The 26,221-nt window shown below is 63.2% G+C and carries 21 protein-coding genes; 8 read left to right on the top strand and 13 right to left on the bottom strand.

Going from position 1 to position 26,221, the window contains the following annotated elements:
* Nucleotides 1–27: 27 nt before the first annotated feature.
* On the top strand, nt 28–963 hold the full coding sequence (locus NA619_RS15625; RefSeq protein WP_255962765.1) for an SdiA-regulated domain-containing protein: 936 nt from the start codon (nt 28–30) through the stop codon (nt 961–963).
* A gap of 13 nt (nt 964–976) precedes the next feature.
* On the opposite strand, the gene NA619_RS15620 is transcribed toward NA619_RS15625, so the two are convergent.
* The 6 genes from NA619_RS15620 to cra all read right to left on the bottom strand — a co-directional run bounded on the left by NA619_RS15620 (nt 977) and on the right by cra (nt 5,177).
* Nucleotides 977–1,426 (bottom strand): DMT family transporter, encoded by a 450-nt coding sequence (locus tag NA619_RS15620; RefSeq protein ID WP_255962764.1) that lies wholly within the window; start codon nt 1,424–1,426, stop codon nt 977–979.
* Between the two features lie 193 nt (nt 1,427–1,619).
* On the bottom strand, nt 1,620–2,180 hold the full coding sequence (locus NA619_RS15615) for a DUF4136 domain-containing protein (RefSeq protein ID WP_255962762.1): 561 nt from the start codon (nt 2,178–2,180) through the stop codon (nt 1,620–1,622).
* Nucleotides 2,181–2,208: 28 nt separating this feature from the next.
* Nucleotides 2,209–2,829, bottom strand: coding sequence for a DUF4136 domain-containing protein (locus tag NA619_RS15610; RefSeq protein WP_255962761.1), 621 nt, complete (start codon nt 2,827–2,829; stop codon nt 2,209–2,211).
* A 20-nt stretch (nt 2,830–2,849) separates the two neighbouring features.
* Nucleotides 2,850–3,599, bottom strand: a complete 750-nt coding sequence (locus NA619_RS15605) for a methyltransferase domain-containing protein (protein WP_255962760.1) — start codon at nt 3,597–3,599, stop codon at nt 2,850–2,852.
* The gene (locus tag NA619_RS15600) at nt 3,596–3,901 is read right to left on the bottom strand and encodes a nucleotide pyrophosphohydrolase (protein ID WP_255962759.1); all 306 of its coding nucleotides are present in this window, start codon (nt 3,899–3,901) and stop codon (nt 3,596–3,598) included. Before NA619_RS15600 ends, NA619_RS15605 begins: the two co-directional genes overlap by 4 nt.
* Before the next feature lie 286 nt (nt 3,902–4,187).
* Nucleotides 4,188–5,177: a catabolite repressor/activator gene (gene cra, locus NA619_RS15595; RefSeq protein WP_255962758.1), complete on the bottom strand. Its 990-nt coding sequence runs from the start codon at nt 5,175–5,177 to the stop codon at nt 4,188–4,190.
* A 257-nt stretch (nt 5,178–5,434) separates the two neighbouring features.
* On the opposite strand from cra, the gene ptsP reads away from it, so the two are divergent.
* From ptsP to NA619_RS15575, 4 genes are all read left to right on the top strand, one after another.
* On the top strand, nt 5,435–8,314 hold the full coding sequence (ptsP, locus tag NA619_RS15590; RefSeq protein ID WP_255962757.1) for a phosphoenolpyruvate--protein phosphotransferase: 2,880 nt from the start codon (nt 5,435–5,437) through the stop codon (nt 8,312–8,314).
* Entirely contained in the window at nt 8,314–9,252 is a 939-nt protein-coding gene (gene pfkB, locus NA619_RS15585; protein WP_255962755.1) for a 1-phosphofructokinase, read from the top strand. The genes ptsP and pfkB overlap by 1 nt, the downstream gene beginning before the upstream one ends.
* Nucleotides 9,253–9,272: 20 nt before the next feature.
* A complete protein-coding gene (locus NA619_RS15580; RefSeq protein ID WP_255962754.1) occupies nt 9,273–11,012 on the top strand; it encodes a PTS fructose-like transporter subunit IIB in 1,740 nt (579 codons plus the stop codon).
* A 136-nt stretch (nt 11,013–11,148) separates the two neighbouring features.
* Nucleotides 11,149–13,551, top strand: coding sequence for a membrane-bound PQQ-dependent dehydrogenase, glucose/quinate/shikimate family (locus NA619_RS15575; RefSeq protein WP_255962753.1), 2,403 nt, complete (start codon nt 11,149–11,151; stop codon nt 13,549–13,551).
* A 103-nt stretch (nt 13,552–13,654) separates the two neighbouring features.
* On the opposite strand, the gene NA619_RS15570 is transcribed toward NA619_RS15575, so the two are convergent.
* On the bottom strand, nt 13,655–13,963 hold the full coding sequence (locus NA619_RS15570) for a hypothetical protein (protein WP_255962750.1): 309 nt from the start codon (nt 13,961–13,963) through the stop codon (nt 13,655–13,657).
* Between the two features lie 227 nt (nt 13,964–14,190).
* On the opposite strand from NA619_RS15570, the gene NA619_RS15565 reads away from it, so the two are divergent.
* A complete protein-coding gene (locus tag NA619_RS15565) occupies nt 14,191–15,771 on the top strand; it encodes an alkaline phosphatase D family protein (RefSeq protein WP_255962749.1) in 1,581 nt (526 codons plus the stop codon).
* Between the two features lie 18 nt (nt 15,772–15,789).
* Nucleotides 15,790–18,126 carry an ExeM/NucH family extracellular endonuclease gene (locus NA619_RS15560; RefSeq protein ID WP_423836840.1) on the top strand — a complete coding sequence of 779 codons (2,337 nt, stop codon included), beginning with the start codon at nt 15,790–15,792 and terminating at the stop codon, nt 18,124–18,126.
* Between the two features lie 343 nt (nt 18,127–18,469).
* Here the strand turns inward: NA619_RS15560 and NA619_RS15555 are convergent, their stop codons facing one another.
* Nucleotides 18,470–18,874, bottom strand: a complete 405-nt coding sequence (locus tag NA619_RS15555; protein ID WP_336605462.1) for an endonuclease domain-containing protein — start codon at nt 18,872–18,874, stop codon at nt 18,470–18,472.
* A gap of 117 nt (nt 18,875–18,991) precedes the next feature.
* The gene (locus tag NA619_RS15550; protein WP_255962748.1) at nt 18,992–20,575 is read right to left on the bottom strand and encodes a peptide chain release factor 3; all 1,584 of its coding nucleotides are present in this window, start codon (nt 20,573–20,575) and stop codon (nt 18,992–18,994) included.
* 509 nt (nt 20,576–21,084) lie between these two features.
* Between NA619_RS15550 and NA619_RS15545 the strand changes: the two genes are divergently transcribed.
* The gene (locus NA619_RS15545) at nt 21,085–22,248 is read left to right on the top strand and encodes a type III PLP-dependent enzyme (RefSeq protein WP_255962747.1); all 1,164 of its coding nucleotides are present in this window, start codon (nt 21,085–21,087) and stop codon (nt 22,246–22,248) included.
* 182 nt (nt 22,249–22,430) lie between these two features.
* On the opposite strand, the gene NA619_RS15540 is transcribed toward NA619_RS15545, so the two are convergent.
* The 4 genes from NA619_RS15540 to NA619_RS15525 form a co-directional block, all read right to left on the bottom strand.
* Nucleotides 22,431–23,927, bottom strand: coding sequence for a sulfite reductase subunit alpha (locus tag NA619_RS15540; RefSeq protein ID WP_336605463.1), 1,497 nt, complete (start codon nt 23,925–23,927; stop codon nt 22,431–22,433).
* Nucleotides 23,928–24,101: 174 nt separating this feature from the next.
* Nucleotides 24,102–24,974 (bottom strand): DUF4198 domain-containing protein, encoded by an 873-nt coding sequence (locus tag NA619_RS15535; protein ID WP_255962745.1) that lies wholly within the window; start codon nt 24,972–24,974, stop codon nt 24,102–24,104.
* A 28-nt stretch (nt 24,975–25,002) separates the two neighbouring features.
* Nucleotides 25,003–25,512, bottom strand: coding sequence for a DUF2271 domain-containing protein (locus NA619_RS15530; protein WP_255962744.1), 510 nt, complete (start codon nt 25,510–25,512; stop codon nt 25,003–25,005).
* 9 nt (nt 25,513–25,521) lie between these two features.
* Nucleotides 25,522–26,115 carry a PepSY-associated TM helix domain-containing protein gene (locus NA619_RS15525; RefSeq protein ID WP_255962743.1) on the bottom strand — a complete coding sequence of 198 codons (594 nt, stop codon included), beginning with the start codon at nt 26,113–26,115 and terminating at the stop codon, nt 25,522–25,524.
* Nucleotides 26,116–26,221 lie beyond the last annotated feature (106 nt).

The raw sequence follows: 26,221 nt of genomic DNA, 5'->3' as shown, positions 1-26,221 counted from the left end.
TGCCACTGCTCCGACGAGAAAATAACGATGCCGATTGTTACCAGTCTGCGACCGGAATGGCTATCAGCTGTGCGCCCGCGTGCTTGGGCGCTGGGCCTGCTGGCCACTGGCATGCTTTACGCTGCGGCCACTTTCCACCTCGATGAGCGCGTGTTCTACAGCCTGAAGTCGGCCTGGCACGAGAATACCTGGGTCTCTCGCAGCCTCTGGTTGCCGGAGTATCAGGTGCGGGTCGATGCGCTGCCCGTGGCGTCGGTCGCCAACAACCTCTCTGGCCTGACCTTTGATGAACACCGTAACCATCTCTGGGCGGTGGTGAACAACCCGGAGCAACTGGTCGCACTGGATCGCGATGGCAACTTCATCGCGGGCTATCCACTGGCCGGTTTCAAAGACGTCGAAGGGATCACCTACCTGGGCGACAACCTGCTGGCCGTCACCGAGGAGCGCAGCCAGTCAGTGGTGATCGTGCCGGTGCCCGACCGACCCGGTGCGTTGCAGCGCGGCGATCACGCTTCGATCACCCTGGGCATTGGAGCAGGGGAGAACGCCGGTTTCGAAGGGGTTGGCTACGATCGCGCCGGCGACCGCCTTTTCGTCGTCAAGGAGCACTCGCCGCGAAAGCTCTACGAGATCAAGGGCATCAAGGCCACCTACAACGGCCAGATGAACCTGGAAATCATCGACCGTGAGGCCTGGATCGAAGACAAAGACATGGCCAGCGATCTGGCGTCGGTGCATTTTGACGAGCGCACCGGCCATCTGGTGCTGCTGAGCGATGAAGCAAAGATGATTCTGGAGCTCGATGGCGAGGGCGAGCTGGTCAGCTTCCGCTCGCTTTGGAGCGGTTTCGCCGGATTGAAAGACAGCGTGCCGCAGGGCGAAGGCATGACCTTCGATGCCCAGGGCGATCTCTATCTGGTCAGCGAACCCAACCTGTTCTACGCCTTCGAACGCAAGTGACCGCCCGCCGCGCTCAGCCGCGGCGGATCATCCACACGCCGCCAACGATCAGCAGCAGACCGGCAACCTTGCCGATGCTGATCGACGACTGACGAAAGCCTGCCCAGCCGAAGTGGTCCAGCAGCAGCGCCATGCCCAGCTGCCCGGCCAGCACCAACGCCATGAACAGCAGCGCACCGATGCGCGGCCCGGCAAAGGCTGCGGTAGCGATAAAGAACATGCCCAGTAGCCCGGCGCACCAGTGCCACCAATTCAGCCCTCGCAGCGCCTGCAGCGCGGGTAACTCCCGCTGGAACAGCACGATGCAGAATAGCGCCAGCGTCCCCACTGCGAAGGACAGCATCGCCGCGCTCATCACGCTGCCGAAATGCCTGGCCACCTGACCATTGATGCCGGCCTGCAACGGCAGAAAGGATCCAGCGACAAAGGGCAGCACGAGGAGCCACCAGGCAACAGCGGGCATTTGAATTTCTCCGGTAGTCACGAATGGATTGCTAGAAGCGAGACGGGATCGAGGACGACACTCGTATTGGCAAGTTTGCAGGCCGTGGCAGCCACGGTGGGATAAATCCCACCCTACAAAGCGGCGCCGTTACGGCCATTTATGAGGGGCGCGGCCGATCCCGACTCGTAGGGGCGAATTTATTCGCCCATTGCTAGCGCGGCGGGTACTGCGAGAGCACCTTGCTGACGGTTTCCCGGTACATGTCCGTGCGCTCCTGCGGGCCGCCTGGGTTGTCGCGCAGAACATGCTCGGCGCTGCCTCGCCAGACCAACTTGCCGTCGGCTGCATCGTAGAAATCTACCTGTAGCGTGCCGACTTGGTAATGAATGGTGCGGGTGTCGCTATACATCGGACCGCCCCAGAAGCCGTGCCAGGGGCTGCCCCAGGCGCCCATCGAAGCGGTGGTGTACTGCTGCGAGCGCTCATCGACAATAAGCCAGGCCTGCACCAGCACGTCCGGTTGGGCGCCTGACGCGGCCGGTCGCAAGCCGCGCTGGTCCAGCTGCTCGCTAACTGCGCTGCGGATGCGTTGCTCGGTGAGGTCGCTCTTGATGCGTGGATCGTCGGGGCGATACTGCAACGCCGGCTCCTTCCAGCCCCAGGAGCGATACGCGGAAAAGTCGCGCTGCGGATCGAAGTCACGTTGCACCTGCGTGCTTTGGCACGCGGCCAGCAGAAAAAGCAGGGGGAGCATCATCAACTGCCGGAACATGTCGGTTTCTCCTGGGAATTTGCTGAATTCAGCGCGGCGGGTAGTCAGCCAGCAGACGGTTTATGGCGTCGCGGGCGGCATCCTTGCGCTCGGCCTGGTTACCGCCACTGCGGGCTTCTGCCCGATTGCTCCAGACGCTCTGGCCCGAGGCACTGTCGATCATCTCGACGCGCACGGTAACGACTTCCTCTTCGTAGTTACGCACGATCGGTGCACTGGCGCCGATGCCAATCCCGGAACCGTAGCCTGGACCGTATCCGCCATAGCGACCGGCACCCACCCGGCTCCCGTAGTCATCGTATACCTGTCGCACCCGCGTCTCCATCTGCGCACTGGCGCTGATCTGCACGTCGCCCTTGCTGCCCTGAGGTGCAGGGCGCAGACCGCGCTGATCGAGCGCGCCGGCGACCATTTCCTGCAACTCCTCACCGCCGATGGATGCGGTGCCGGCCGGTGGATTACGCCAGCTCCAGCTCTGATAGGACGAGAAATCCCGTGGCGCGGCCGGGTAGGTCGGCGACTGGATCTGCTCGATGGGGGGCGCCGGCGGAATCGGTTCGGATTCATCGGTATAGGGGTTGCTGCTCTGGCAGGCTGCAAAGCTCAAGAACAAGGGGCACAGCAGCGGTAAAGCAATGCGGATCGACATCGGTACCTCCCGGCCGGCATTCAGCGGGGCCGGCACAACCAGTGCAGGTAACGCCCGAGGCCGGCGAAGCTGGGATGGCGGCGGTAGGCCAGTTCCATCTCGATCAAATCGGCAGGCTCGGTACGGGCCTGGAAATCGGCGGGCATGTAGTCATGGAATACGCGCACGCCACTGGTTGATTCGACCTGCCAGTGCGGCGCTAGTTGCGCGGCCAGCTCACGGGGGTCGAGCGGTTGTTGTGGTGTCAGGCTCTGGCGCTCGCCAGCATAGGTCTGGCTGCGCAGCTTCTTGAAATGGCCCTTGAGCAGGTTGCGGTAGATCAGCGCGTCGCGGTTGTAGAAGGCCAGCGAGAGCCAGCCATCCTCGGCAACCAGGCGATGCAGTACCGGCAGGATCGCCTCAGGCTCGGCCAGCCATTCCAGCACGGCATGGCAAATCACCAGATCGAAGCGGCCTTCGACCTGGCTTTCGACGGCCTGCCAGGGCGCCTGAATGAAGGTCGCATTCTGGCCGGCTTTGGCGAATCGCTGCCGAGCGCCTTGGAGCATGGGCTCGGCGGGTTCGGCGAGCGTGACCTCATGGCCTTGCTGCGCCAGCCACAGGCTCATGTGGCCGAGGCCAGCACCAATGTCGAGCACCCTCAGTGGGCGTTGCGGCAGGACCTCGGCGAGATCGGCCTGCAGCACCGCGAGACGGATCGCACCCTTTGCGCCACCGTAGATCTTCTCGGCGAAGCGCGTTGCCAGCTCATCGAAATGGCGGTCGCTCATCGGGCGAACCGCTGCTCGTTGTCGGCCAGCTTGGCCAGCAGCGCCTGTTCCATGTCGATGCCCAGCTCGCTGCACATCAGCAGCAGGTACATGAGGATGTCACCGACTTCCTGGCCGGCATGCTCCAGCTTGTCCGCTGGCAACTGGCGCGATTCATCCTCGGTCTGCCATTGGAAGATTTCCACCAACTCGGCCATTTCCACGCTGGCGGCCATGGCGAGGTTTTTCGGGCTGTGAAAGCGCTGCCAGTCGTTCTGGTCGCGGATCGCATGTAGGCGTTGGGTGATCTGTTCGATGTTCATTTGAAAAAGCGGGCTCGTTGTTTTGAGTGTGTGCCGGAAGCTGGTGGCAACAGCTCGTTCGCGCCTGGCGCGGCAGGGTCTCGTAGGAGCGTGCTTGCTCGCGATCAGCTTCTTCAGGCTACGGCTGCACTTGGCTGGTGTGGCGGCTTTGATCGCCAGCAAGCTGGCTCCTACAAAATCGCTGCAACTCGTGCAGGTCGCGCCAGTCGAGCTTCCTCGCGGGTCCGGTCGCCAGAGAGGCCGCAAGCTTCCTTCAGCTAAACAACGCCCGCAAGGGGCAGATTGATCAGAGCCGGCGAATCTTGAGCTCACGCTCGATCGCGATGACCCCGGGGCGATAGTCACGCAGCTCAATGGCACGTATCGCGAGGTCCAGTGCTTGCTCGGCGATTTGCTCGTGCTGCTGGGAAATCCCATTGACCCGGATCGGCAGGAAATCCAGCAGCTGCGCGTCCCCAAAGGTCGCCAGCCGCAAATGCTCCGGCCAGAGCAGGTCCCGTTCACGCAGGGCATCGAAGACGCCTTCGAGCAACACATAGGCGGTGGTGATCAAGGCATCGGGCAGCGGTCCGCGGTCGAGCAGGGCGAGCATCTGCTCGCGGCCACAGGCCCGGCTGAACTGTTCGGCCCGCAGCACGCTGACCTGGCCCTGATGCTGCGCAAGAGCCTGATGGAAGCCCTCTTCGCGTTGCTGGCTGATGCGCAAGGCTGGCCTCGCGCTGATCAGGGCGATGCTCGCTCCCGCGGGAGCGTCCAGTGAGCGGGTCAGCTGCGCTGCCGCCTCGCGGTCATCACTGACCACCGAACAGAAATGCTCGGCATCCAGCGCCCGGTCGAGAGCGATCACCGGGGTGCCGCTAGCTTGAAGCTTGCGGTAGCTCTGGTCGTCAGCCGGCAGGCAGCTGGCAACGATCAGCGCGTCGCAACGGCGGGAGCGAAGCACCTGAATGACCTGACGCTCGGTGTCCGGCTCGTCATCGGAACCTGCGATCAGCAGTTGATAGCCGCGCAAGCGGGCGCGCTGTTCCAGCAATTTGGCCAGGCGCGCATAGCTCGGGTTCTCCAGGTCCGGAACGATGAAGCCAAGGGTTCGCGACTGCCCGCGGCGCAGCCCGGCCGCCTGCTGATCGAGCTGGAAACCCTGTTGCTCGGCTACGGCCATGACGCGCTCGACCGTGGCTGGGCTGATTCGCCGTTGCGCAGCCTTGCCGTTAAGCACATAGCTGGCGGTGGTTACCGATACGTTGGCGAGGCGGGCGATGTCGGTCAGTTTCAACTAGAAATCCTTGGTCTGTTCCTGTCTGCAGTGACTATGGAACACGTTCTTACGGAGGGGTACATGGATGCCCGAGACGGGTGGTTTGAACTCGGGCTTCTAGAGTTACCCAAAATTGCGTAATGTGCCAAGTTCTGGTGAAACGTTTCAGCAGCTGTCCGGTCATAAGCGCCAGCCCAGGATTCGGGTCATGCCGGCGCGCTGTCGTTCGCACGCCGCCGGTATAAAAACAATCGCGAGCCCGCAAGGAGTTCTCCATGCTTGAGTTGAATGCCCAGCACATCCACATGCGTCAGCACGCGGCGGACAAGCCCGCGGCCCTCGCCCTGCTTGGCGAGGTACTGGTCGCCGATGGACTGGTGGCGCCCGGTTATCTCGACGGCCTGCGCGCGCGCGAAGCGCAGGGTTCGACCTATCTCGGGCAGGGCATCGCGATCCCTCATGGCACGCCGGAAACCCGCGATCAAGTGTTCACCACCGGCGTACGGTTACTGCATTTCCCCGCCGGGGTGGATTGGGGTAATGGCCAGCTGGTGTATCTGGCGATCGGTATTGCCGCGCGGTCGGATGAGCATCTGCGGCTGCTACAGCTGCTGACCCGAGCATTGGGCGAGGGCGATCTGAGCGAGGCGCTGCAAAAAGCCGAAAGTCCCGAAGCCATCATCGACCTCCTGCAGGGTGCGCCACAGGCGCTGGCGCTGGATGGCGAGCTGGTCTCATTAGGGGTCGCTGCGGATGATTTCGACGAGCTGGCCTGGCAGGGCGTCAAGCTGCTCAAGCGCGCCCAGTGCGTGGAGCCAGGCTTCAATGCCAGCCTGCCGCTTGGCCAGGCGTTGCCGCTGGGTGATGGCCTCTGGTGGCTGAGTAGCGAGCAATCGGTGCAGCGCCCAGGGCTGGCGTTCATCACCCCGACATCCAACCTTGAACACCAGGGCCAACCCCTCAACGGTCTTTTCGTGCTGGCCAGCCTGGGCGAAGCGCATCGGGCGATGCTCGAGCGCCTGTGCAACCTGCTGATTGAGGGCCGCGGCCAGGAGCTGAGTCAGGCAACGTCCAGTCGCACAGTGCTTGAAGCCCTGGGCGGAGAAGTGGCTGCAGACTGGCCGAGTGCCCAGGTGCCGCTCGCCAACGCCCATGGCCTGCATGCGCGTCCGGCCAAGGTGCTGACCGAAATCGCTCAGGCCTTCGATGGAGAAATCCGTGTGCGGCTGGCTGGCAGTGAGAGCGCCGGGGTATCGGCCAAGAGCTTGAGCAAGTTGCTGGCCATGGGTGCGCATCGCGGTCAGATGCTGGAATTCATGGCCGAACCTGCCATTGCCGGCGATGCGCTGCCGGCGCTGGTGCGCGCCGTGGAAGACGGGCTGGGCGAGGAAGTCGAGCCCTTGCCGGCCGCGGGTGAGTTGGAGCAGCCGGTTATCGCCATGCAACCTGATGAATCGGCCACCGAGCATGCCGCCTTGCGTGCGGGCGACCAGCTGAATGGCATTGCTGCCTCGCCCGGCATCGCCATCGGCCCTGTGCTTGTGCGTAAACCGCAGGTGATCGACTACCCCAAGCGCGGCGAGTCCCCTGTAGCAGAGTTGCGGCGTCTGGATGCCGCGCTGAAAGGCGTGCACGACGACATCGGCACGCTGATCGAAGCGAGTCAGGTCGCCAGCATCCGCGACATCTTTACCACCCATCAGGCCATGCTGCGCGACCCGGCGCTGCGCGAGGAAGTCCAGGCGCATCTGCAAAAAGGTTTGAGTGCCGAAGCCGCCTGGATGGAGGAAATCGAAATTGCGGCGCAGCAGCAGGAGGCCTTGCACGACAAGCTGCTGGCTGAGCGTGCGGCCGATTTGCGTGACGTTGGCCGCCGTGTGCTGGCCTGCCTGACGGGCGTTGAAGCCGATCAGGCCCCAGACGAGCCCTACATTCTGGTGATGGACGAGGTGGCGCCTTCGGACGTCGCCACGCTCAACGCCCAGCGCGTCGCAGGCATTCTTACCGCTGGCGGCGGCGCCACTTCGCACAGCGCCATCATCGCCCGCGCGCTGGGCATTCCAGCTATCGTCGGTGCTGGGCCGTGTGTGCTTGGGCTGGCGCCGAACACGTTGCTGCTGCTAGACGGCGAGCGCGGTGAGCTGCTGGTGTCGCCGACCGAGGCGCAGCTGGAACAGGCCCGTAGCGAACGTGCCACGCGCGAGGAGCGCAAGCGCCTGGCAGACGAACGCCGCATGGAACCTGCCATCACCCGTGACGGCCATCCGGTAGAGATCGCTGCCAACATCGGCGCTGCTGGCGAAACCCCGGAAGCGGTGGCGATGGGCGCCGAAGGCATCGGCCTGCTGCGTACCGAACTGGTGTTCATGAACCATTCCCAGGCGCCGGATCAGGCGACTCAGGAAGCCGAATACCGCCATGTGCTTGAAGCCCTCGAAGGTCGCCCGCTGGTGGTGCGCACTTTGGACGTCGGCGGTGACAAGCCGCTGCCGTACTGGCCGATGCCAGCCGAGGAAAACCCCTTCCTAGGTGTGCGCGGCATTCGACTGAGCCTGCAGCGCCCGGACATTCTCGAAACCCAGCTGCGTGCTTTGCTCTCGTCGGCCGATGGCCGCCCGCTGCGGATCATGTTCCCCATGGTCGGCAATATCGACGAGTGGCGCACCGCCAAAGCCATGGTCGACCGCCTGCGCGTTGAGCTGCCGGTAGCTGACCTGCAGGTTGGCATCATGATCGAGATCCCCTCTGCGGCCCTGATCGCGCCGGTGCTGGCGCAGGAAGTCGACTTCTTCAGCATCGGCACCAATGACCTGACGCAATACACCCTGGCCATCGACCGCGGCCATCCGACGCTTTCGGGACAGGCCGATGGGCTGCATCCGGCGGTTCTGCGCCTGATCGGCATGACGGTCGACGCCGCCCATGCACACGGCAAGTGGGTCGGCGTCTGTGGTGAGCTGGCTGCCGATGCGCTGGCGGTGCCGATGCTGGTTGGCCTGGGCGTGGATGAGCTGAGCGTGTCGGCGCGCAGCATCGCCTTGGTGAAGGCGCGCGTTCGCGAGCTGGATTTCGCGGCCTGCCAGAGGCTGGCTCAGCAAGCCCTGATGCTGCCTGGCGCCCATGAAGTCCGCGCTTTCGTCGGGGAGCACTGCTGATGGCTCGCGTGCTGACCGTCACTCTCAACCCGGCCCTTGACCTGACCGTGCAGCTGCCGTCGCTGCGCCTGGGCGAGGTCAATCGCAGCGAAAGCCTGCAGGTGCATGCCGCCGGCAAGGGGCTCAACGTCGCGCAGGTGCTGGCTGATCTCGGTCATCAGCTGACCGTCACCGGCTTTCTCGGTGAGGGCAATCTGCAGGCCTTTGAGCAGCTGTTCGCCGCGCGTGGATTTGCCGACGAATTCGTCCGCGTGCCGGGCGATACCCGCAGCAACATCAAGCTGGCCGAGGCGGACGGGCAGGTCACCGACATCAACGGCCCGGGGCTCAAGGTGAGCGAGGCGCACTGCACGGAGCTGCTGACGCGGCTCCAGCGGCTGGCGCCCGCTCATGACCTCGTGGTCGTCGCAGGCAGCTTGCCGCGTGGCATAGACAGTAAGTGGTTCGTCCAGCTGCTGCAGGCGCTCAAGAGACTCGGCGTGCGGGTGGCGCTGGACACCAGCGGCGCCGCGTTGCGTGACGGGCTGGCGGCCACGCCCTGGTTGATCAAACCCAACGAGGAAGAGCTGGCCGAGGCCCGTGGCGTCGAACTCAACGAGTCGGCAGCGCTGACAGCCGAAGCGCGACGACTGCAAGCCGAAGGCATCGAGCACGTGGTTATTTCGCAGGGCGCCAATGGCGTCAGCTGGTTCTCGCCAGGCGACCCGCTGCATGCCAATCCGCCAAAGGTTCAAGTCGTCAGCACCGTGGGTGCCGGCGACTCGCTGCTGGCCGGCATGCTTCACGGTCTGCTGGAAGGCTGGCCGGCCGAACGCACCCTCACACACGCCACCGCCATTGCCGCGCAGGCGGTTGGGCAGGTCGGCTTTGGCATCACCGACACGGATGGACTTGCGGACCTGGAGGCCAGGGTCCGGCTCCAGCCGCTGAGCCAATAAATCGAACAAGAGGTGAAGGAATGAATCTTCTCATCGTTACGGCCTGCCCCAACGGAATGGTCACCAGCGTGCTCACGTCACGCCTGCTCGAAGCGGCTGCCCATCGTCTGGGCTGGTCGACCGCCGTGGAAGTCCACGATCCCAAGGCCATCGGCTCGCCGCTGACGCCCGCACAGATCACCAATGCCGACCTGGTGGTCGTGGTGAAAACCGGGCCGTTGTCATTGCAGCGCTTCGTTGGCAAACGCGTCGCCCAGTCGACGCCATCCGAGGCGCTGCTCGATCCGGAAGCCTTCCTGCGCAGCGCTGCCGATACGGCGAGCGAACTGCAGCAGGACGACGAAGCGGATGCCGCGCACACCAGCGGCAAGCCCAAACTTGTCGCCATCACCGCTTGCCCGACCGGCGTGGCGCACACCTTCATGGCGGCTGAAGCCCTGCAGCAGGCCGCGATCCGCAAGGGTTACGACCTGCAGGTGGAAACCCGCGGCTCGGTGGGGGCGCGCAACGTGCTGGAAGCGGACGCCATCGCCGCAGCCGACGTGGTGCTGCTGGCCGCTGATATCGAGGTGGATGTCGCCCGTTTCGCCGGCAAGCGCGTGTTTCGCTGCGGCACCGGCGTGGCCCTCAAACAACCCGACGCGACGCTTGATCGCGCGCTGGAAGAAGGCGCTGTGCTAGCCGGAGGCGCCACAGCCAATACCGGCGGCGGCGAACAGAAGGGCGAAAAGACCGGTGTCTACAAGCACCTGCTGACCGGCGTTTCCTACATGCTGCCGATGGTGGTGGCGGGCGGTTTGCTGATCGCGCTGTCGTTCGTATTTGGCATCGAAGCGTTCAAGGAGGAGGGCACGCTGGCCGCCGCGCTGATGAAGATCGGTGGCGAAACGGCCTTCCAGCTAATGGTGCCGCTGCTGGCCGGTTACATCGCCTATTCCATCGCGGATCGCCCGGGGCTGGCGCCGGGGATGATCGGTGGGCTGCTGGCTGGCACGTTGGGGGCGGGCTTCATTGGCGGGATAATCGCAGGCTTCGTTGCGGGCTATGCGGCCAAGGCAGTGAGCCGCTGGATTCCCTTGCCAGCGAGTATCGAATCGCTCAAGCCAATCCTGATCATTCCGTTGCTGGCGAGCCTGGTAACCGGTCTGGTGATGATTTACGTGGTCGGCACGCCGGTGGCCAAGATGCTCGCCGGGCTCACCGAATTCCTCGACACCATGGGGACTTCCAACGCGATCCTGCTAGGGCTGCTGCTCGGCACCATGATGTGCGTCGACCTCGGCGGACCAGTGAACAAGGCCGCTTATGCCTTCTCCGTCGGGCTGCTCGCCTCCCAGAGTTACGCGCCGATGGCCGCCACCATGGCAGCGGGGATGGTGCCGCCAATCGGCATGGGCATCGCCACGCTGATCGCCCGGCGCAAGTTCGCGCAGACCGAGCGCGAAGCCGGCAAGGCCGCGCTGGTGCTGGGCTGCTGCTTCATTTCCGAAGGCGCGATTCCGTTCGCTGCGAAGGATCCGTTGAGAGTGATTCCGGCCAGCATCGCCGGTGGTGCGCTGACCGGCGCGCTGTCCATGGCCTTCGGCGCAAAGCTGCTGGCGCCCCATGGCGGGCTGTTCGTGCTGCTGATCCCCAACGCCATCAATCACGCGCTGCTGTATCTGCTGGCGATCCTCGCCGGCAGCCTGGTGACCGGGGTGATCTACGCCGTGATCAAACGGCCCGAGGCGCAGCCGCTCGCAGTTGGAGCAGCCGCTTGATGAACCGATCGAAGCGGCTGAACTAAAGCCCGTCGAACCTTATCCACTCAAAGCTGGTCGAGACTTTGTGTCAGAAAGTTTCACCGGCTTTATTTTTTGCTTTTGTTTGTTCGAACGAATCGGCTGGAGATTGTAGATGAGCATCGATTATGGGCCGCGCCCCCTGCGGATCACGCTAACCGCCCTGGTGGTTCTGGTATTGGGTGCATTGATGGCGGCCGGTGGTGCCTATCTGGGTGTGCTGGGCGGGTCCTGGTACTACCTGATCGCCGGCATCGGCCTGCTGGTGGTAGCGGGGTTGCTGTTCGCCCGCCGTCGCGCGGCTATCTGGCTGTACGCGGTGCTGCTGCTGGCGACACTGGCCTGGACGCTCTATGAAGTCAGCTTCGACTGGTGGCAGCTGGCGCCGCGCATCGACCTCTGGTGCATCCTCGGGCTCTGGCTGATCCTGCCGTTCGTCAATCGCTACGTGAGCGACCAGCTGGTCTGGCGCGACGGTGCGAGCGGGCTGCTCGCTATCGGCCTGTTGGGCGGCGCGCTGATGGCTGGGTTCGCCCTGACTCAGGATTACCACTCGCTCACCGGTGAATTCAGTGACGCGCAGATGCAGGGGCTCAACCCCGACGGCCAGGCGGGCCGCTCGGCCAGCGAATGGACAGCCTACGGCGGCTCCAACCGCGGTGATCGCTATTCCCCGGCCAACCTGATCACGCCGGATAACGTCGGCAAGCTGGAGAAGGCCTGGGAGTTTCACACCGGCGATCTGCCGGGCGAAGGTGATCCGGGCGAGATCACCAATCAGGTCACGCCGCTGAAGGTTGGGGACAACCTGTTCATCTGCACCCCGCACAGCATCGCCATTGCCTTGGATGCCGACACCGGCGAGGAGCGCTGGCGCTTCGACCCGAGCATCAACCGCGATGCCGAGTACTACCAGCACATGACCTGCCGCGGCCTGGCATTCCATGACGCCACGGCTTACGGGCCCACCGCGACGACGCCTTCCGATCAACCCGTGGCGCGTTGCGAGCGGCGCCTGTTTCTGCCCACCAATGACGGCACCCTGATTGCGCTGGACGTCGAAGATGGAAAGCCCTGCGAAGATTTCGGCGATAACGGCGTCGTCGATCTGAAGGCCGGGCTCGGCGAGGGCGCGTTGGGTGTCTACCTGCCGACCTCACCGCCCGTGGTCACAGAGAAGCTGGTCATCGTCGGTGGCTCGATCACCGACAATGGCGCGGTGGATTCACCCGGCGGTGTGATTCGCGCCTATGACGTGCGCAACGGCCAGCTGGTGTGGAATTTCGACCCGGGCAATCCGGAAGCCACGGACCCGCTGCCACCGGGCGAAACCTACGTGCGCAGTACGCCTAACTCCTGGACCATTGCCTCAGCCGACGAATCCCTGGGCCTGGTATTCATCCCCACCGGCAACCAGACGCCGGATCAGTGGGCGGTGCCACGCACGCCCGAATCGGAACGCTTCACCGACACGCTGGTAGCGCTGGATCTTGCCACCGGCAAGGTGCGCTGGGAATTCCAGACCGTGCACCACGATCTCTGGGACCGCGACCTGCCATCCCAGCCGACGCTGGTCGACATCGACGGGCCAGAGGGCAAGGTGCCGGCGATCATTCAGCCGACCAAACGCGGTGATCTTTACGTGCTGGACCGCCGCACCGGGACGCCCATCGTGCCGGTGGAAGAGTTCGCGGTTCCCCAGGGCGCCATCGAAGGTGATTACGCCGCGCCGACTCAGCCAGCTTCGGCCCTCAGCTACGCGCCGCAAGAGCCGCTGTCCGAGAAGGACATGTGGGGCGGCACGCCGCTGGATCAGATGATGTGCCGCATCCAGTTCCGCAAGCTGCGCTACGACGGTGATTTCACTCCGCCCTCCGAGCAGGGTTCGCTGATCTATCCGGGTAACGTCGGCACCTTCAACTGGCCGTCCGTGGCGGTCGATCCGAGCCGCCAGCTGCTGTTCGGCGCGCCGAATTACCTGGCGTTCATCTCAACCATGGTCAACCGCAACGACGTCGATCCGGACGAGCGCACCGGTGGCGGCGAGACCGGTCTGCAGCCCAACCTGGGCGCGCCCTGGATGGTGCGGCTGGAGCCGTTCATGTCGGTGCTCGGCCTGCCGTGCCAGACGCCGCCGTGGGGCAACGTGACAGCCGTCGATCTGCGCACCATGAAGAAAGTCTGGATGCACAAGAACGGCACCAGCCGCGACAGTGCACCGCTTGGCATCCCGTTTCCGGTTGGCACCCCGGCGCTGGGCGGCCCGATCGTCACGGCTGGTGGCGTGGGCTTCATGAGCGGCACGCTGGATTACTACCTGCGCGCCTACGACCTGCAGACCGGTAAGGAGTTGTGGAAAGGTCGGCTGCCTGCCGGTGGCCAGGCAACTCCGATGACCTACGTTTCTGAAAAGACCGGCAAGCAGTACGTGGTGCAGATGGCCGGCGGGCATGGCTCGTTCGGCACGAAGATCGGCGATTCCGTTATGGCCTGGACGCTCGAGGATGATGCGAAATAGGTCGATCGGAGATGATCTGATCACCAGCCTTCTCCCTCACAGGGAGAAGGCTTCCGCAATAGCTAACGCGTCGCCCTTAGCAATCTCCAGCGCTGGCGGCCACTCAGCAGGGGCGCCCTTGATAGCTGCGGTTCTCGCTGGGCTGTACGCATTGTTGCTCCGTGCGCTGCTCAATACGCGGAGACTTGTCCCGTAGGCTGGATGTCAGGCTGCCCAGAAACTTCATGGCCTGCGCCTGATCGTCGAAACGCCGCGCCCCGTTCAGCGATCCGGTATAGCTACCGTTGCTGGCGGCATAGCATTCCTGATTATTGGCACAGGTGAGGCCGACTACCCAGTACGGGCTGTTGATCAGCACCCCGGCCTGAGCGGAGGTCGTGGTCAGTGCTAAGGCGAACAGAAAACGCTTCATGATGTGGCTCCTGGGCTTGGTGCCGCGAACATAGCCTATCGCCGAAGCGCCGGGTGTGGGCGGCATCTCGATCGTTGATCCACCTGCTCTTTGCGATTGTCGAAAGACCACACCCAGCGATGGCGTGCAGTTAGGACGTTTTATTGACTACCGTTCGTCCGGGCGTCACGGTTCTGTCAAGCGGCTCGCTTAAACCCTTCTTCCAGCTTCCGTTGAAGGGGACGACCATGACCGACTCAACCAAATCCGAACTGGACCAGACACGCCGCCGCCTCGTTCAAGGCATTGGTGCGGGTCTTGCGCTGCCGGCCCTTGGCGTATCGCCTGCGATTATCGCGGCACCCGCCGCGCGCCCCTGGATCACCGATGGCGTGCAGTCCGGCGACGTACTGGCCGACCGGGCCGTGATCTGGAGCCGCTGTGACCGGCCGGCGCGGTTGGTGGTGGAGTGGGACACCAGCAGCGGCTTCGGCAATGCTCGGCGGATTGCCTCGCCAGTCACGGATGAGCGGCTCGACTACACGGCGCGGATCGACCTGCGCGGGCTGCCTTCGGACCAGTCGATCTTCTACCGCGCCCGCTTCGAGGACGCTCGGGATCACACCCGTAGCGAACCCTGGCTCGGTCACCTGCGCACCGCGCCTCGTCAGGCACGGGACATCCGTTTCGTCTGGGGCGGCGACACCTGCGGGCAGGGTTGGGGTATCAATGCTGATTTCGGCGGCATGCGCATCTACGAAGCGATGCGTCAGCGCCATCCTGACTTCTTCATCCAGAGTGGCGATGCGATCTATGCGGACGGCGTGATCCAGGCGGAAGTGGAGGCCGAAGACGGGCGACTCTGGCGCAATATTGTTACCGAGGCCAAGACCAAAGTGGCCGAGACGCTGGACGAGTTCCGCGGCAACTACCGCTACAACCTGCTCGACCATAACCTGCGTCAGTTCAACGCTGAAGTGCCGCAGATCTGGCAGTGGGACGACCATGAAGTCACCAACAACTGGTCGCCGGGCAAGGAGCTGGACGAGCGTTATCAGGTCAAGGACATCGAGTTGCTGGCGCGTCGCGGTCGGCAGGCGTTTCTCGAGTACGCGCCGATGCGGCTCACCGGCCGGGATGCGTCCGGCCGCGTCTATCGCAAGATCCCCTACGGCCCGCAATTGGATGTGTTCGTGCTGGACATGCGCAGCTACCGCGGCCCCAACACCCACAATCTGCAGTCGGAGCAGGGGCCCGATACCGCCTTTCTCGGCAGGCAGCAGCTTGCCTGGCTCAAGCGCGAGCTGCGCCGTTCGCGGGCTACCTGGAAGGTCATCGCAGCCGACATGCCCATAGGTCTCCACGTGCCAGATGGTACGGATGCTGCCGGCAGGGCGCGCTGGGAGGCGATCGCCAACGGACAGGACGGCCCGGCTGCCGGTCGCGAACTGGAAATCGCCGAACTGCTGGGCTACCTGCGCAAATTTCGGGTGCGCAACACGGTCTGGCTGACTGCTGACGTTCACTACTGCGCAGCCCACCACTACCATCCAAACCGCGCGCTATTTCAGGATTTTGATCCGTTCTGGGAGTTCGTTGCCGGGCCCCTCAATGCAGGCAGCTTCGGCCCCAATCCGCTGGATGCCACCTTTGGCCCCGAGCTGGTGTTCCAGAAAGCACCCGCTTATGCCAACGCATCGCCCTACGCCGGTTTTCAGTTCTTCGGTGAAGTGGAAATCGATTCACGCAGCGGCGCCCTGAGCGTCACCCTTCGCGATATCGACGGTGCGTCTGTCTTTTCCAAAACCCTCCAACCCCAATACGCCTGATCCCAGGGAGCGATATCCATGCGCCGCAACGACCGCTTCAAGCCGCACCCGCTCGCCGTTGCATTGCTGGCAATCGCCACGCTGAGCGCGCACTCCATGGCGTCCGCCGATCTGCTGATTTCCGAGTATGTGGAGGGCAGCGGTAACAGCAAGGCGCTGGAGTTCTACAACAGCGGGGAGACAGCGATTGCCCTCGACGGCTACCGCGTCGACTTCTACTTCAACGGCTCGACCAGCAGCGGACGCAGCATCGCGCTCACCGGTGAAGTCGCGCCGAGCGGCGTGCACGTGCTGGCTCATGAAAGCGGCGACCCGGCGTTGCAGGCCACGGCGAATCAGCGCGGCAGTGGCAGCTGGTACAACGGTGACGACGCCATCGTGCTGCGCGGTCCATCAGGGGAAATACTGGACAGCATCGGCCAGGTCGGTTTCGATCCGGGCAGCGCTTGGGGTTCGGGGCAGACGCAGACGGCTGATCGAACTCTGACCCGCCGGGCGTCCGTTAGCGTGGGTGATCGGAATCCCAGTGATGCCTTCGATCCGGCCACCGGGTGGCAAGGTTATCCGGTCAACACCTTTGCCCATCTCGGCCAATATGGCGAAGGCGAACCGGGTGGCAACGATGCGGGGCGGCGCTCGATTGCGGAAGTTCAGGGCGCCGGGGACGTCAGTCCGCTGGTGAACCAGACGGTGACGGTCGAAGGCATCGTCGTGGCTGACTTCCAGGCTGAAGGTGAGCTGGGCGGCTTCTTCATCCAGGCGCCGGATAATGAAACCGACGACGATCCGCGAACGTCCGAGGGGCTGTACGTCTTCGGATCGGGCAACGGGGTGGATGTGCAGGTTGGTGATCGGGTCCAGGTGCGTGGACTGGTAACGGAATACAACGGCCTGACCGAGCTGACCTCGCCGCAGGTCAGTGTTCAGGCACGCAAGCAACCGCTGCCGGCCGTGACCCAGATCAGCCTGCCACTTGCCGCAGCCGATGCGCTTGAGCGTTACGAGGGCATGCAGGCGCGCTTCGCTCAGACGCTGACGGTCAGCGAAGTCTATGATCTGGGCCGTTACGGCGAGGTGGTGCTGTCCTCCGGCGGACGCTTGTGGATACCCACCAACAAGGTGTCGCCAGGCGAACCTGCACAGCGGCTGCAGGCGCAAAACGATCTCAACCGGATCGTCCTGGATGACGGGCGCAGTGGGCAGAATCCCGATCCGATCCGCTATCCGACGCCGGAACTCGACGCCTACCGAACCTTGCGGGTCGGTTATGAGGTCACCGATGTGCAAGGGGTGCTGCATTACCTGGCTGGGAGCTATCGCGTCCAGCCGACCCAAGCTCCGAAGTTCGTTGCGGCGAACCCCCGACCTGCGTCGCCGCAAGCGGTGGATGGGCGCCTGCGGGTTGCGAGCTTCAATGTGCTGAACTACTTCAACGGCAACGGACGCGGTGCAGGCTTCCCTACTTCTCGTGGCGCCGATACGCGTGAGGAATTCCAGCGCCAACGCGACAAGATCATCGCCGCGATTCTCGGCGCGGACGTCCACATCATCGGCCTGATGGAAATCGAGAACGACGGATATGGCGAGCACAGCGCCATTGCCGATCTGGTGGCCGGCCTGAACGCCGCGTCACCGAGTCGCGATCGCTACGCTTTCATCGACCCGAAGCAAAGCCGACTCGGTACGGATGCAATCGCCGTCGGGCTGATCTACCGGCAGGACATGGTCAGCCCGCACAAGGATGCGGCGGTGCTCGACGGCTCGGTCGACCCGCGCTTCAACGACATGCGCAATCGCCCGGTGTTGGCCCAGACCTTCCGCGAACGTCGCAGTGGCGAGCGTCTGACGGTGGCGGTCAATCATCTCAAGTCCAAGGGGTCGAGCTGCGACGACATCGGCGACAAGGACATGGGCGACGGCCAGGGCAACTGCAACCTGACCCGTGTTCGTGCTGCCCAGGCGCTGGTCGACTGGCTGGGGCGTGATCCGACGCGCTCCTACGACCCGGATCGGCTGATCATCGGCGACCTGAACGCCTATGCGAAGGACGACCCGATCAACGTGATCCGCGCATCGGGCTACACAGATCTGCTGGCAACTTTCGGCGGCGGAGACGCGTATTCCTACGTCTTCTCCGGACAATCCGGCTACCTCGATCACGGCCTGGCCAGCACCAGCCTGACCCCGCAGGTGCGCGGCGCGACCGAATGGCACATCAACGCCGACGAGCCGCGGGTGCTGGATTACAACCTCGAATTCAAGACGCCACGCCAGCAGTCGCTGCTCTATAACACCGAGCCGTATCGGGCATCCGATCATGATCCGTTGGTGATCGGGATTGATTTGGGGCGTTAGTAGTTGAGCTGGAGTGAGCGATCCAGCCCCCTCTCCCTATGGGAGAGAGCTGGGGTGGGGGAATGTGCTTCGATCGTTTTTGGTGGGGCGTAGATAGTAAATGCTCTGAGCTAGAAGCGTTGATTGGGGCTTGGCGTGGCGAATGAGATACGCCCGGCCTCTCACCCTAGCCCTCTCCCCGGAGGGGAGAGGGGACTGATTGGAGTGGGCTGATGATTGGGTGTTCGACGGGGCTCGGTGGTTTGGCACTGCGTGGCTTGAGGTGTCGTTTGACGGTCAAAGGGTACCTAGAACTTACCCCTTGCGCTGCCGCCCCGGTATGACCCCTGACGTTCCGACGCACTCAATCCCGCCCCCTCTCCCTTTGGGAGAGGGTTGGGGTGAGGGTGCGTGCTTCGATCCAATGCAATAGCTCCGTCAGAACACCCTCCAGATTCTGCAGCACATCCAGATTATTGAAACGCAACACCTTCAGCCCCTGGCGCTGCAAATAGGCGGTACGCGAACGATCCTTCTCTAGTCCGGTATCGTCATAGTGCTGCCCCCCATCGAGCTCGACCACTAGCCGCAGCTCTGCGCAGTAAAAATCCAGCACATAGGGCGGGTACGGGTGCTGCCGGCGGAATTTCAATCCTGCCAAGCCGCGATTGCGCAGTCGCGACCACATCAACCGTTCGCAATCGGTGAGCCGAGTTCGAAGCTTTTTGGCGAAGAGACGCTGTTCAGGAGAAGGAAGTTCGGTGGGCATTTCACGTCCTTGTGGTAAACAAATCTCTCGCATCCATGCGAGAGATTCTCAGGGATTGAGCACAGCCGCGTTTGCTCAATTATCGCGCTGCTGATCTGAAGTAGGCGCGTTTACGGCTTAATGATGCTCGCGCGTCGCCCTGAATTTCACATCCGGCCAGCGTTCTTCCATCAGGCTCAGATTCACCCGGGTCGGCGCCAAATAGGTCAGGTGGCCGCCACCATCGAGTGCCAGGTTCTCGTAGGCCTTGTCGCTGAATTCCTTGAGCTTCTTCTCGTTGTCGCACTCGATCCAGCGGGCCGACCAGACGTTGATCGCCTCGTAGGCGCATTCGACTTTGTATTCCTCTTTCAGGCGGCTGGCGACGACGTCGAACTGCAGCACACCGACCGCGCCGAGGATGATGTCGTTGTTGCGTTCGGGGAAGAACACCTGGGTGGCGCCTTCTTCGGCCAGTTCCTGCAGGCCCTGGCGCAGCTGCTTGGATTTCAGCGGGTCCTTCAGGCGCACGCGGCGGAACAGTTCCGGGGCGAAGTGAGGGATGCCGGTGAAGCCGAGGTTCTCGCCTTCGGTAAAGGTGTCGCCGATCTGGATGGTGCCGTGGTTGTGCAAGCCGATGATGTCGCCGGCCCAGGCTTCTTCCAGCTGTTCACGCTCGCTGGAGAAGAACGTCAGCGCATCGGCGATGCGGATGTCCTTGCCGATGCGCGCGTGGCGCAGCTTCATACCCTTTTCGTACCTGCCTGAGCAGATGCGCATGAAGGCGATGCGGTCGCGGTGCTTGGGGTCCATGTTCGCCTGGATCTTGAAGACGAAGCCGGTGAACTTGTCCTCGACCGGCTCGACAACGCGCTCGTTGGCAGCGCGGGGCAGCGGCCGTGGTGCCCAGTCGACGACGGCATCGAGCACGTGATCCACGCCAAAGTTGCCCAGCGCGGTGCCGAAGAACACCGGGGTGAGCTGCCCGTTCATGAACTCGTCCTGATCGAACTCGTGGCAGGCGCCCTGCACCAGCTCGAGCTGCTCGACGAAGCGGTCGTACTCATCGCCGATGTGCTTGCGCGCTTCGTCGGAGTCGAGTTTCTCGATGATCTTGACGTCGGTGCGCTCGTGCCCGTGGCCAGGGGTGTAGACGATGATGTAGTCGTCGGCCAGGTGGTACACGCCCTTGAAGTCGCGATAGCAGCCGATCGGCCAGGTGATGGGCGCGGCCTTGATCTTCAGCACTGCCTCGATCTCGTCAAGCAGCTCGATGGGGTCGCGGATGTCGCGATCGAGCTTGTTGATGAAGCTGACGATGGGTGTGTCGCGCAGGCGGCAGACGTCCATCAGGGCGATGGTGCGCGGCTCGACGCCCTTACCGCCGTCAAGAACCATCAGTGCCGAGTCCACTGCGGTCAGGGTGCGGTAAGTGTCTTCCGAGAAGTCTTCGTGGCCGGGGGTGTCGAGCAGGTTGATCATGTGCTCGCGGTAGGGGAACTGCATCACCGAGGTGGTGATGGAGATGCCGCGCTGCTTTTCCATTTCCATCCAGTCGGAGGTCGCGTGACGGTCGGATTTACGCGACTTCACGGTCCCGGCCACGGCAATGGCCTTGCCCATCAGCAGGAGCTTTTCGGTGATGGTGGTCTTGCCCGCGTCGGGGTGGGAAATGATGGCGAAGGTGCGGCGCTTCGCGACTTCGGCGGCCTGAGAGGTCATGGCGGTCCCGGTATGAAATCGTGTCGGAAAAAGCCGGCGATTATAAAGCAAAGCCACCGGGCTGGCTTGGCGTATCAGCGCCGGGGCAAGCAGGGTGCATGGATTGGCATGTAGATGCTGACAGGCATCACTGCGTTGGCTGAGCGCTCAACCCATCGCCGCCGAGCGCTACCTTGCGTCTCTTGCGAGGAACATCCCCGCGTCATGTCGGTCGGTTTGAATAGGGTAGGTTCGCCCGTGCGGCAAAATATGGACTGAGAGCGGATTTTTCATTGATCTCAACCAGCTGTGGTTCTAAAGTTCGCGCCCGAACGTCCATGCTGGCAACGATCCATCCGGCTCAAGTACTGACGACGAGAGATTCACCAGGTCAACGCACCGGCTGCGACGGCCTGGCCGTGATACTCGGCGACATGCCTTGGGAAGTAGGCGAACCAAAGTGGGGAAACTGATCAGGCGTTCTTGCTCACCCCTAATCCGATTTTACGTTTCCCGATTTGGAGCCATGCATGTCGATCAAGATCGAAGATTATTACTCCCGTTCCACCTTCCAGAAGATGAAGGCGTTCGCTGACCAGCAAGAAACACCCTTCGTGGTCATCGACACCGCAACCATCGATAAGGCGTACGACGATCTGCGCGCCGGTTTCGAATTCGCCAAGGTCTACTACGCGGTGAAGGCCAACCCGGCGGTGGAGATCATCGATCTGCTGCGTGACAAGGGTTCGAGCTTCGATATCGCCTCGATCTATGAGCTGGACAAGGTAATGTCCCGTGGCGTTGGCCCAGAGCGCATCAGCTACGGCAACACGATCAAGAAAGCCAAGGACATCCGCTACTTCTACGACAAGGGTGTGCGCATGTTCGCCACCGACTCGGAAGCCGACCTGCGCAATATCGCCAAGGCCGCGCCGGGTTCGAAAGTCTATGTACGCATCCTGACTGAAGGCTCCACCACCGCCGATTGGCCGCTGTCGCGCAAGTTCGGCTGCCAGACCGACATGGCCATGGATCTGTTGATCCTCGCCCGTCAGCTGAAGCTGGAGCCTTACGGTATCTCCTTCCACGTCGGTTCGCAGCAGCGCGACATTTCCGTATGGGACGCCGCGATTGCCAAGGTCAAGGTGATCTTCGAGCGTCTGAAGGAAGAAGACGGCATCGAGCTGAAGATGATCAACATGGGTGGCGGCTTCCCGGCCAACTACATCACCCGTACCAACAGCCTGGAAACCTACGCCGAGGAAATCATCCGCTTCCTCAAGGAAGACTTCGGCGATGAGCTGCCGGAGATCATTCTCGAGCCGGGTCGTTCGCTGATCGCCAACGCCGGCATCCTAGTCAGTGAAGTGGTGCTGGTAGCGCGTAAATCGCGAACTGCCGTCGAGCGCTGGGTCTATACCGACGTGGGCATGTTCTCCGGCCTGATCGAAACCATGGGCGAAGCCATCAAGTTTCCGATCTGGACCGAGAAGAAGGGCGAGATGGAAGAAGTGGTGATCGCCGGCCCAACCTGCGACAGCGCCGACATCATGTACGAGAACTACAAGTACGGCCTGCCGCTGAATCTGGCTATCGGTGATCGCATGTACTGGCTCTCCACCGGTGCCTACACCACCAGCTACAGCGCGGTGGAGTTCAACGGTTTCCCGCCGCTGAAAGCGTTCTACGTCTAAGCGCTGGAGCCAATACTGACGCCGCGCTCAGAGTGGCGACAGGCTGAAAAAACCCCGCCCCGCTGGCGGGGTTTTTTTTGGGGTCTCATTGAGGAGTGGCGTTGATGACGGCTGGAGTCGCCGGCGGGCAGACGCACTGCTGCGGTCTTGGCGCAGTGACAATTTTCCAGCTCACTGTTGAGTCAGTACAGATCCCGGCGATACCGGCCTTCATCTTCAAGGGCTTGCAGCTGCGCTTCGCCGAGCACGCCCGCCAGAATCTGCTGCACTTCTCGGCCCATGCCTTCAAGACTGCCGCACACATAGATCGCCGCGCCCGCGGCGACCCAGCCGCGCAAGTCGTCGGCGGCGTCACGCAATAAATGCTGCACATAGACTTTTGTCAGTTGATCGCGCGAGAAGGCAAGGTCGAGTCGCTGAAGATGGCCGGACTGCGTCCAAGCCTTCAACTCGTTCATCAGTAATTGGTCATGCGCAGCGCTGCGCTCGCCGTACAGCAACCAGTTGCGCGATCCGGGCGTTGCGGCACGTTCACGCAGATGCGCTCGCAGGCCGGCGATGCCGGTGCCGTTGCCGATCAGGATCATTGGTCGGGCTGGATCCGTGCCGTGAAAGCCGGGGTTGCTGCGAATGCGCAGATCGATCCTGCCGCCGACGGGCGCGTGCCGGCAGAGCCAGCCCGAGCCGAGCCCGAGGCGGCCGTCTGGAAGCTGCGCTTCGCGGACCAGCAGCATCACCTGGCCTTCCGCTGGAATCGAGGCAATGGAGTATTCCCTGTGTGGCAGGCGAGGAAGCGCCAGGAGCGTGGCAAGGTCGCAACCATCCGTTTCTGCCGGCAAGCGCCGATCGGTGAGCGTGGCGGCCAGCGATTGCTTCTGCCCAATGAGCTGCGAGGGGTCGAAGCCGAGCTGATGGAGCAGGCTTTCCACATCGGCGTGCCGATTATGGGGTCCGACTTCGGCAATGTCGCCGGCCTGCCACTGCGGCGTTTCGCCAAGCGGTCGCAAGGTCAGCTGATAAACCGGAGCGCCCTGGCTGCCAGGGTTCAACAGCACTCGGCTTTGGAGCTCCCACGGCTGATAGGCGGCCGGCTGCCAGTCGGTGAAGTCGCTGCGCCCGCTGATGTGACCCAGTTGTTGCTGCCAATGGCGCAAGGTGCCTGGATCGGCGCGATCAGCCTCCAGTCGATTGAACAACGGCTGGGCCCCGAGAGCGCGCAACCGCGCATCGATCCGGCGGCCGAAGCCGCAGTAGTGTCGATACTGATGGTCGCCTAACGCGAGTACGGCGTATTCGAGCGAGGAAAGGTCGGGCGTTGCATTCAGCAGCCACTGTTCGAAGCGGGCGGCGTTGTCCGGTGCCTCGCCCTCGCCGTAGGTGCTAAGAATGAACAACGCGCGTCGGGCCTGACCCAGTGTTGCTCGGTCGATCGCGTTGAGCGCCTGAACGACTACCGCAACACCGGCTTCGCGCAGCTGCTCGGCGCTGCGCTTGGCCAGCTCCTGGGCAGTCCCGCCCTGGCTTGCGTAGCCGATCAGCAGCGCCTCGGCTGCATGAGCGGATGAATGCCGAGCGGGCTTGAGCTGGCTGCGCCATAAGTGCGCGCATACGCCGAGGTAAGCCACGATCACGAGGGCTGCCGAGATGGTGCGCGGTGGTTGCCACCAGAACAGGCACATCGCAAGCAGCAGGCTGGCGATCAACGGTGCATAGCGCAGGAGCGCGGAGGTGCGAGCCAAGAAAGCCGCCTCCTGAGATCAGGCTGGAAGAGGGTGATGGAACGTCGTGCTTCTCGGTCCGCTACTGCGGAGAAGCGGACGCCGAAGCGACGATGGCACTTCGGCGTCCGACGGTTACTGCGGTAGCACCTCGAGCGTTGCGCTGTAGCTGGCGCGGCGTTCGGTGGCGGGCTTGCTGACGCCCTTGTCGGTCTTCAGCTCGGCCTCAAGCCAGTACATGCCTGCGTTCGGCCAGGTGACGCTGACCTTGCCCTGGGCATCGGTCTTGGCGTTGATCTCGCCCAGCTCATCGCGGTAGCGGTTGCCGCCTGGAATCACACTGATCTCGACATCCGCCGCGGGCTTGCCATCAAGCAGGAATACAAACTCGGCCGCTTCGCCGGCGAACAGATCGTTAGGGTGAGTGATCGGAGCCAGCTCCAGACCCGTGCCAGTGGTTTTCAGAACGTCTTCGGTGGGGTTGCCGGAGGTCACGAAGACTTCCATACGGTTGCTGTTTTGGCTGACTTTGAGGTCCTCAGCCTTTGCCGGAACGGCTTTGGCGAAACCCTCGGTGGTGCCCATCCAGCGGTGGGTTTCGCCGTTCTCCTTCCAGCTGGCGAACAGGCCGTCATTGGCCACGGCAAGCTTGTAGGTGCCTTTCTGGGTCAGGTGCAGGTCGAAGGTGCTGCGGTAGCGACCCAATGCCCCATTCTCGACTTCGGCCTTGGAGCCATCCGGAGCGAACACCTGCAGTTCCGGTACCGGCCGCGGCGGCATGCCCGGGCGGCCAGCGGGCGGCGTGTTGTCTTCGCCAATGCCTTGCAGGCGCATCGGGAAATGCTCGAAGTAGAACAGGTCGTTGGAGACCGCGGCATCAACCGTCACCCAGGGATCCTCGCCAGACAACACGGTGGCGGACGGCAACATCCAGGCGCGGTGTGCCTGAGCCGAGAGTGGCAGGCAGACGGCGAGCGCCAGGGCGGTCCACTTCATTGCGGTTTTCATCGTGGGCTTCCTTGTATGAGGTTCGAGGTCAGGGTTTGAGGGTGAGGGAGATGGCGCCCAGTTCGCTTTCGCCCTGAGCTTTGTGAGTCTGTTTCGCCGTGGCCGGCCAGCTGAACGGAACGCGCAGCAGCTCGCGACCACCTACCTCCCGCGCGGCCTCGACGACCAGACGGTAGTCGCCTGGCGGCAGATCCTTGAGGGGCGCCTTGCTGTCATCGAATGTCAGTGTGTGGCTGCCGACCGCTCGGGTCGCGGCGCTGACGCCATCGACAGGCAGTTCAAGACTACGGCCGCTGCGTCGCCACCACTGGCGCAAGTCCTTGAGCCACTTTTCGCCTTCCTTGTCCTTGAGCTTGACGTCGTACCAGACGGCCAGATCGGCCACGTGGCTCTGGTCGGTTTTTTCCAACCAGAGCGCGACATAGGGACGGTGGTATTCGGCCACCTGCAATCGGGGAATCTCGACTGATACGTTGAGCTCCGCCGCCATCAATGGCGTGCCGAGCAGGGCAAGGGGTAACAGCAGGGTTTTACGCATCGCAAATCCTTAATGAATGAACAGCAGCGCAAGCAGCACGGGTATGACCAGGCCTGCTCCGACAAGCGGCCAGGTTGTCGGGCGGCCCGCGGCGTGGCGCTGCAGCAACAGCAGGCCCGTGAGGCTGAACACCACGCAGGCTGCGGCGAAGATATCGATGAACCAGCTCCAGGCGCCGCCAGTGTTGCGGTCTTTGTGCAGGTCGTTCAGGTAGGAAATCCAGCCGCGGTCGGTGGATTCATAAAGCAGCTCGCCGCTCTCGACGTCCAGGCTCAGCCAGGCATCGCCACCGGGGCGGGGCAGGGCGACATAGAGTTCGCCATCCGTCCATTCGGCTTCGCGCTCATCGAGGTCCAGGTCCAGTTGGCTCTCGATCCACTGGCGCAGGGGGCCAGGCAAACCGCTTATTGGCGTTTGTGCTTGCAGGCTTTCTTGAAGAGCCGCCGGCAGCACCGCCTGGCGTTCGATGACGACAGGTTTGGCCTCGATCTGCGCGGCATGGTTGAGCGTGATGCCCGTGACCGCAAACAACAGCATCCCGACCAGGCACAGCGCCGAGCTGATCCAGTGCCATTGGCGAAGCGTGCCGAGCCAGAGCTGCATGGAGATCCTTGAGTAACAGGGCGGAACGGGGATTCTAAAGTTCGGGTGCGGCTAAATGCCAAGAATTTACAGAAGACATACATTCGCATTGGTGCGGCACCGGAAA

This window comes from Stutzerimonas stutzeri, from assembly GCF_024448895.1.
GTDB lineage: Bacteria > Pseudomonadota > Gammaproteobacteria > Pseudomonadales > Pseudomonadaceae > Stutzerimonas > Stutzerimonas stutzeri_Q.
This window is presented reverse-complemented; position numbering and strand designations above follow the sequence as displayed.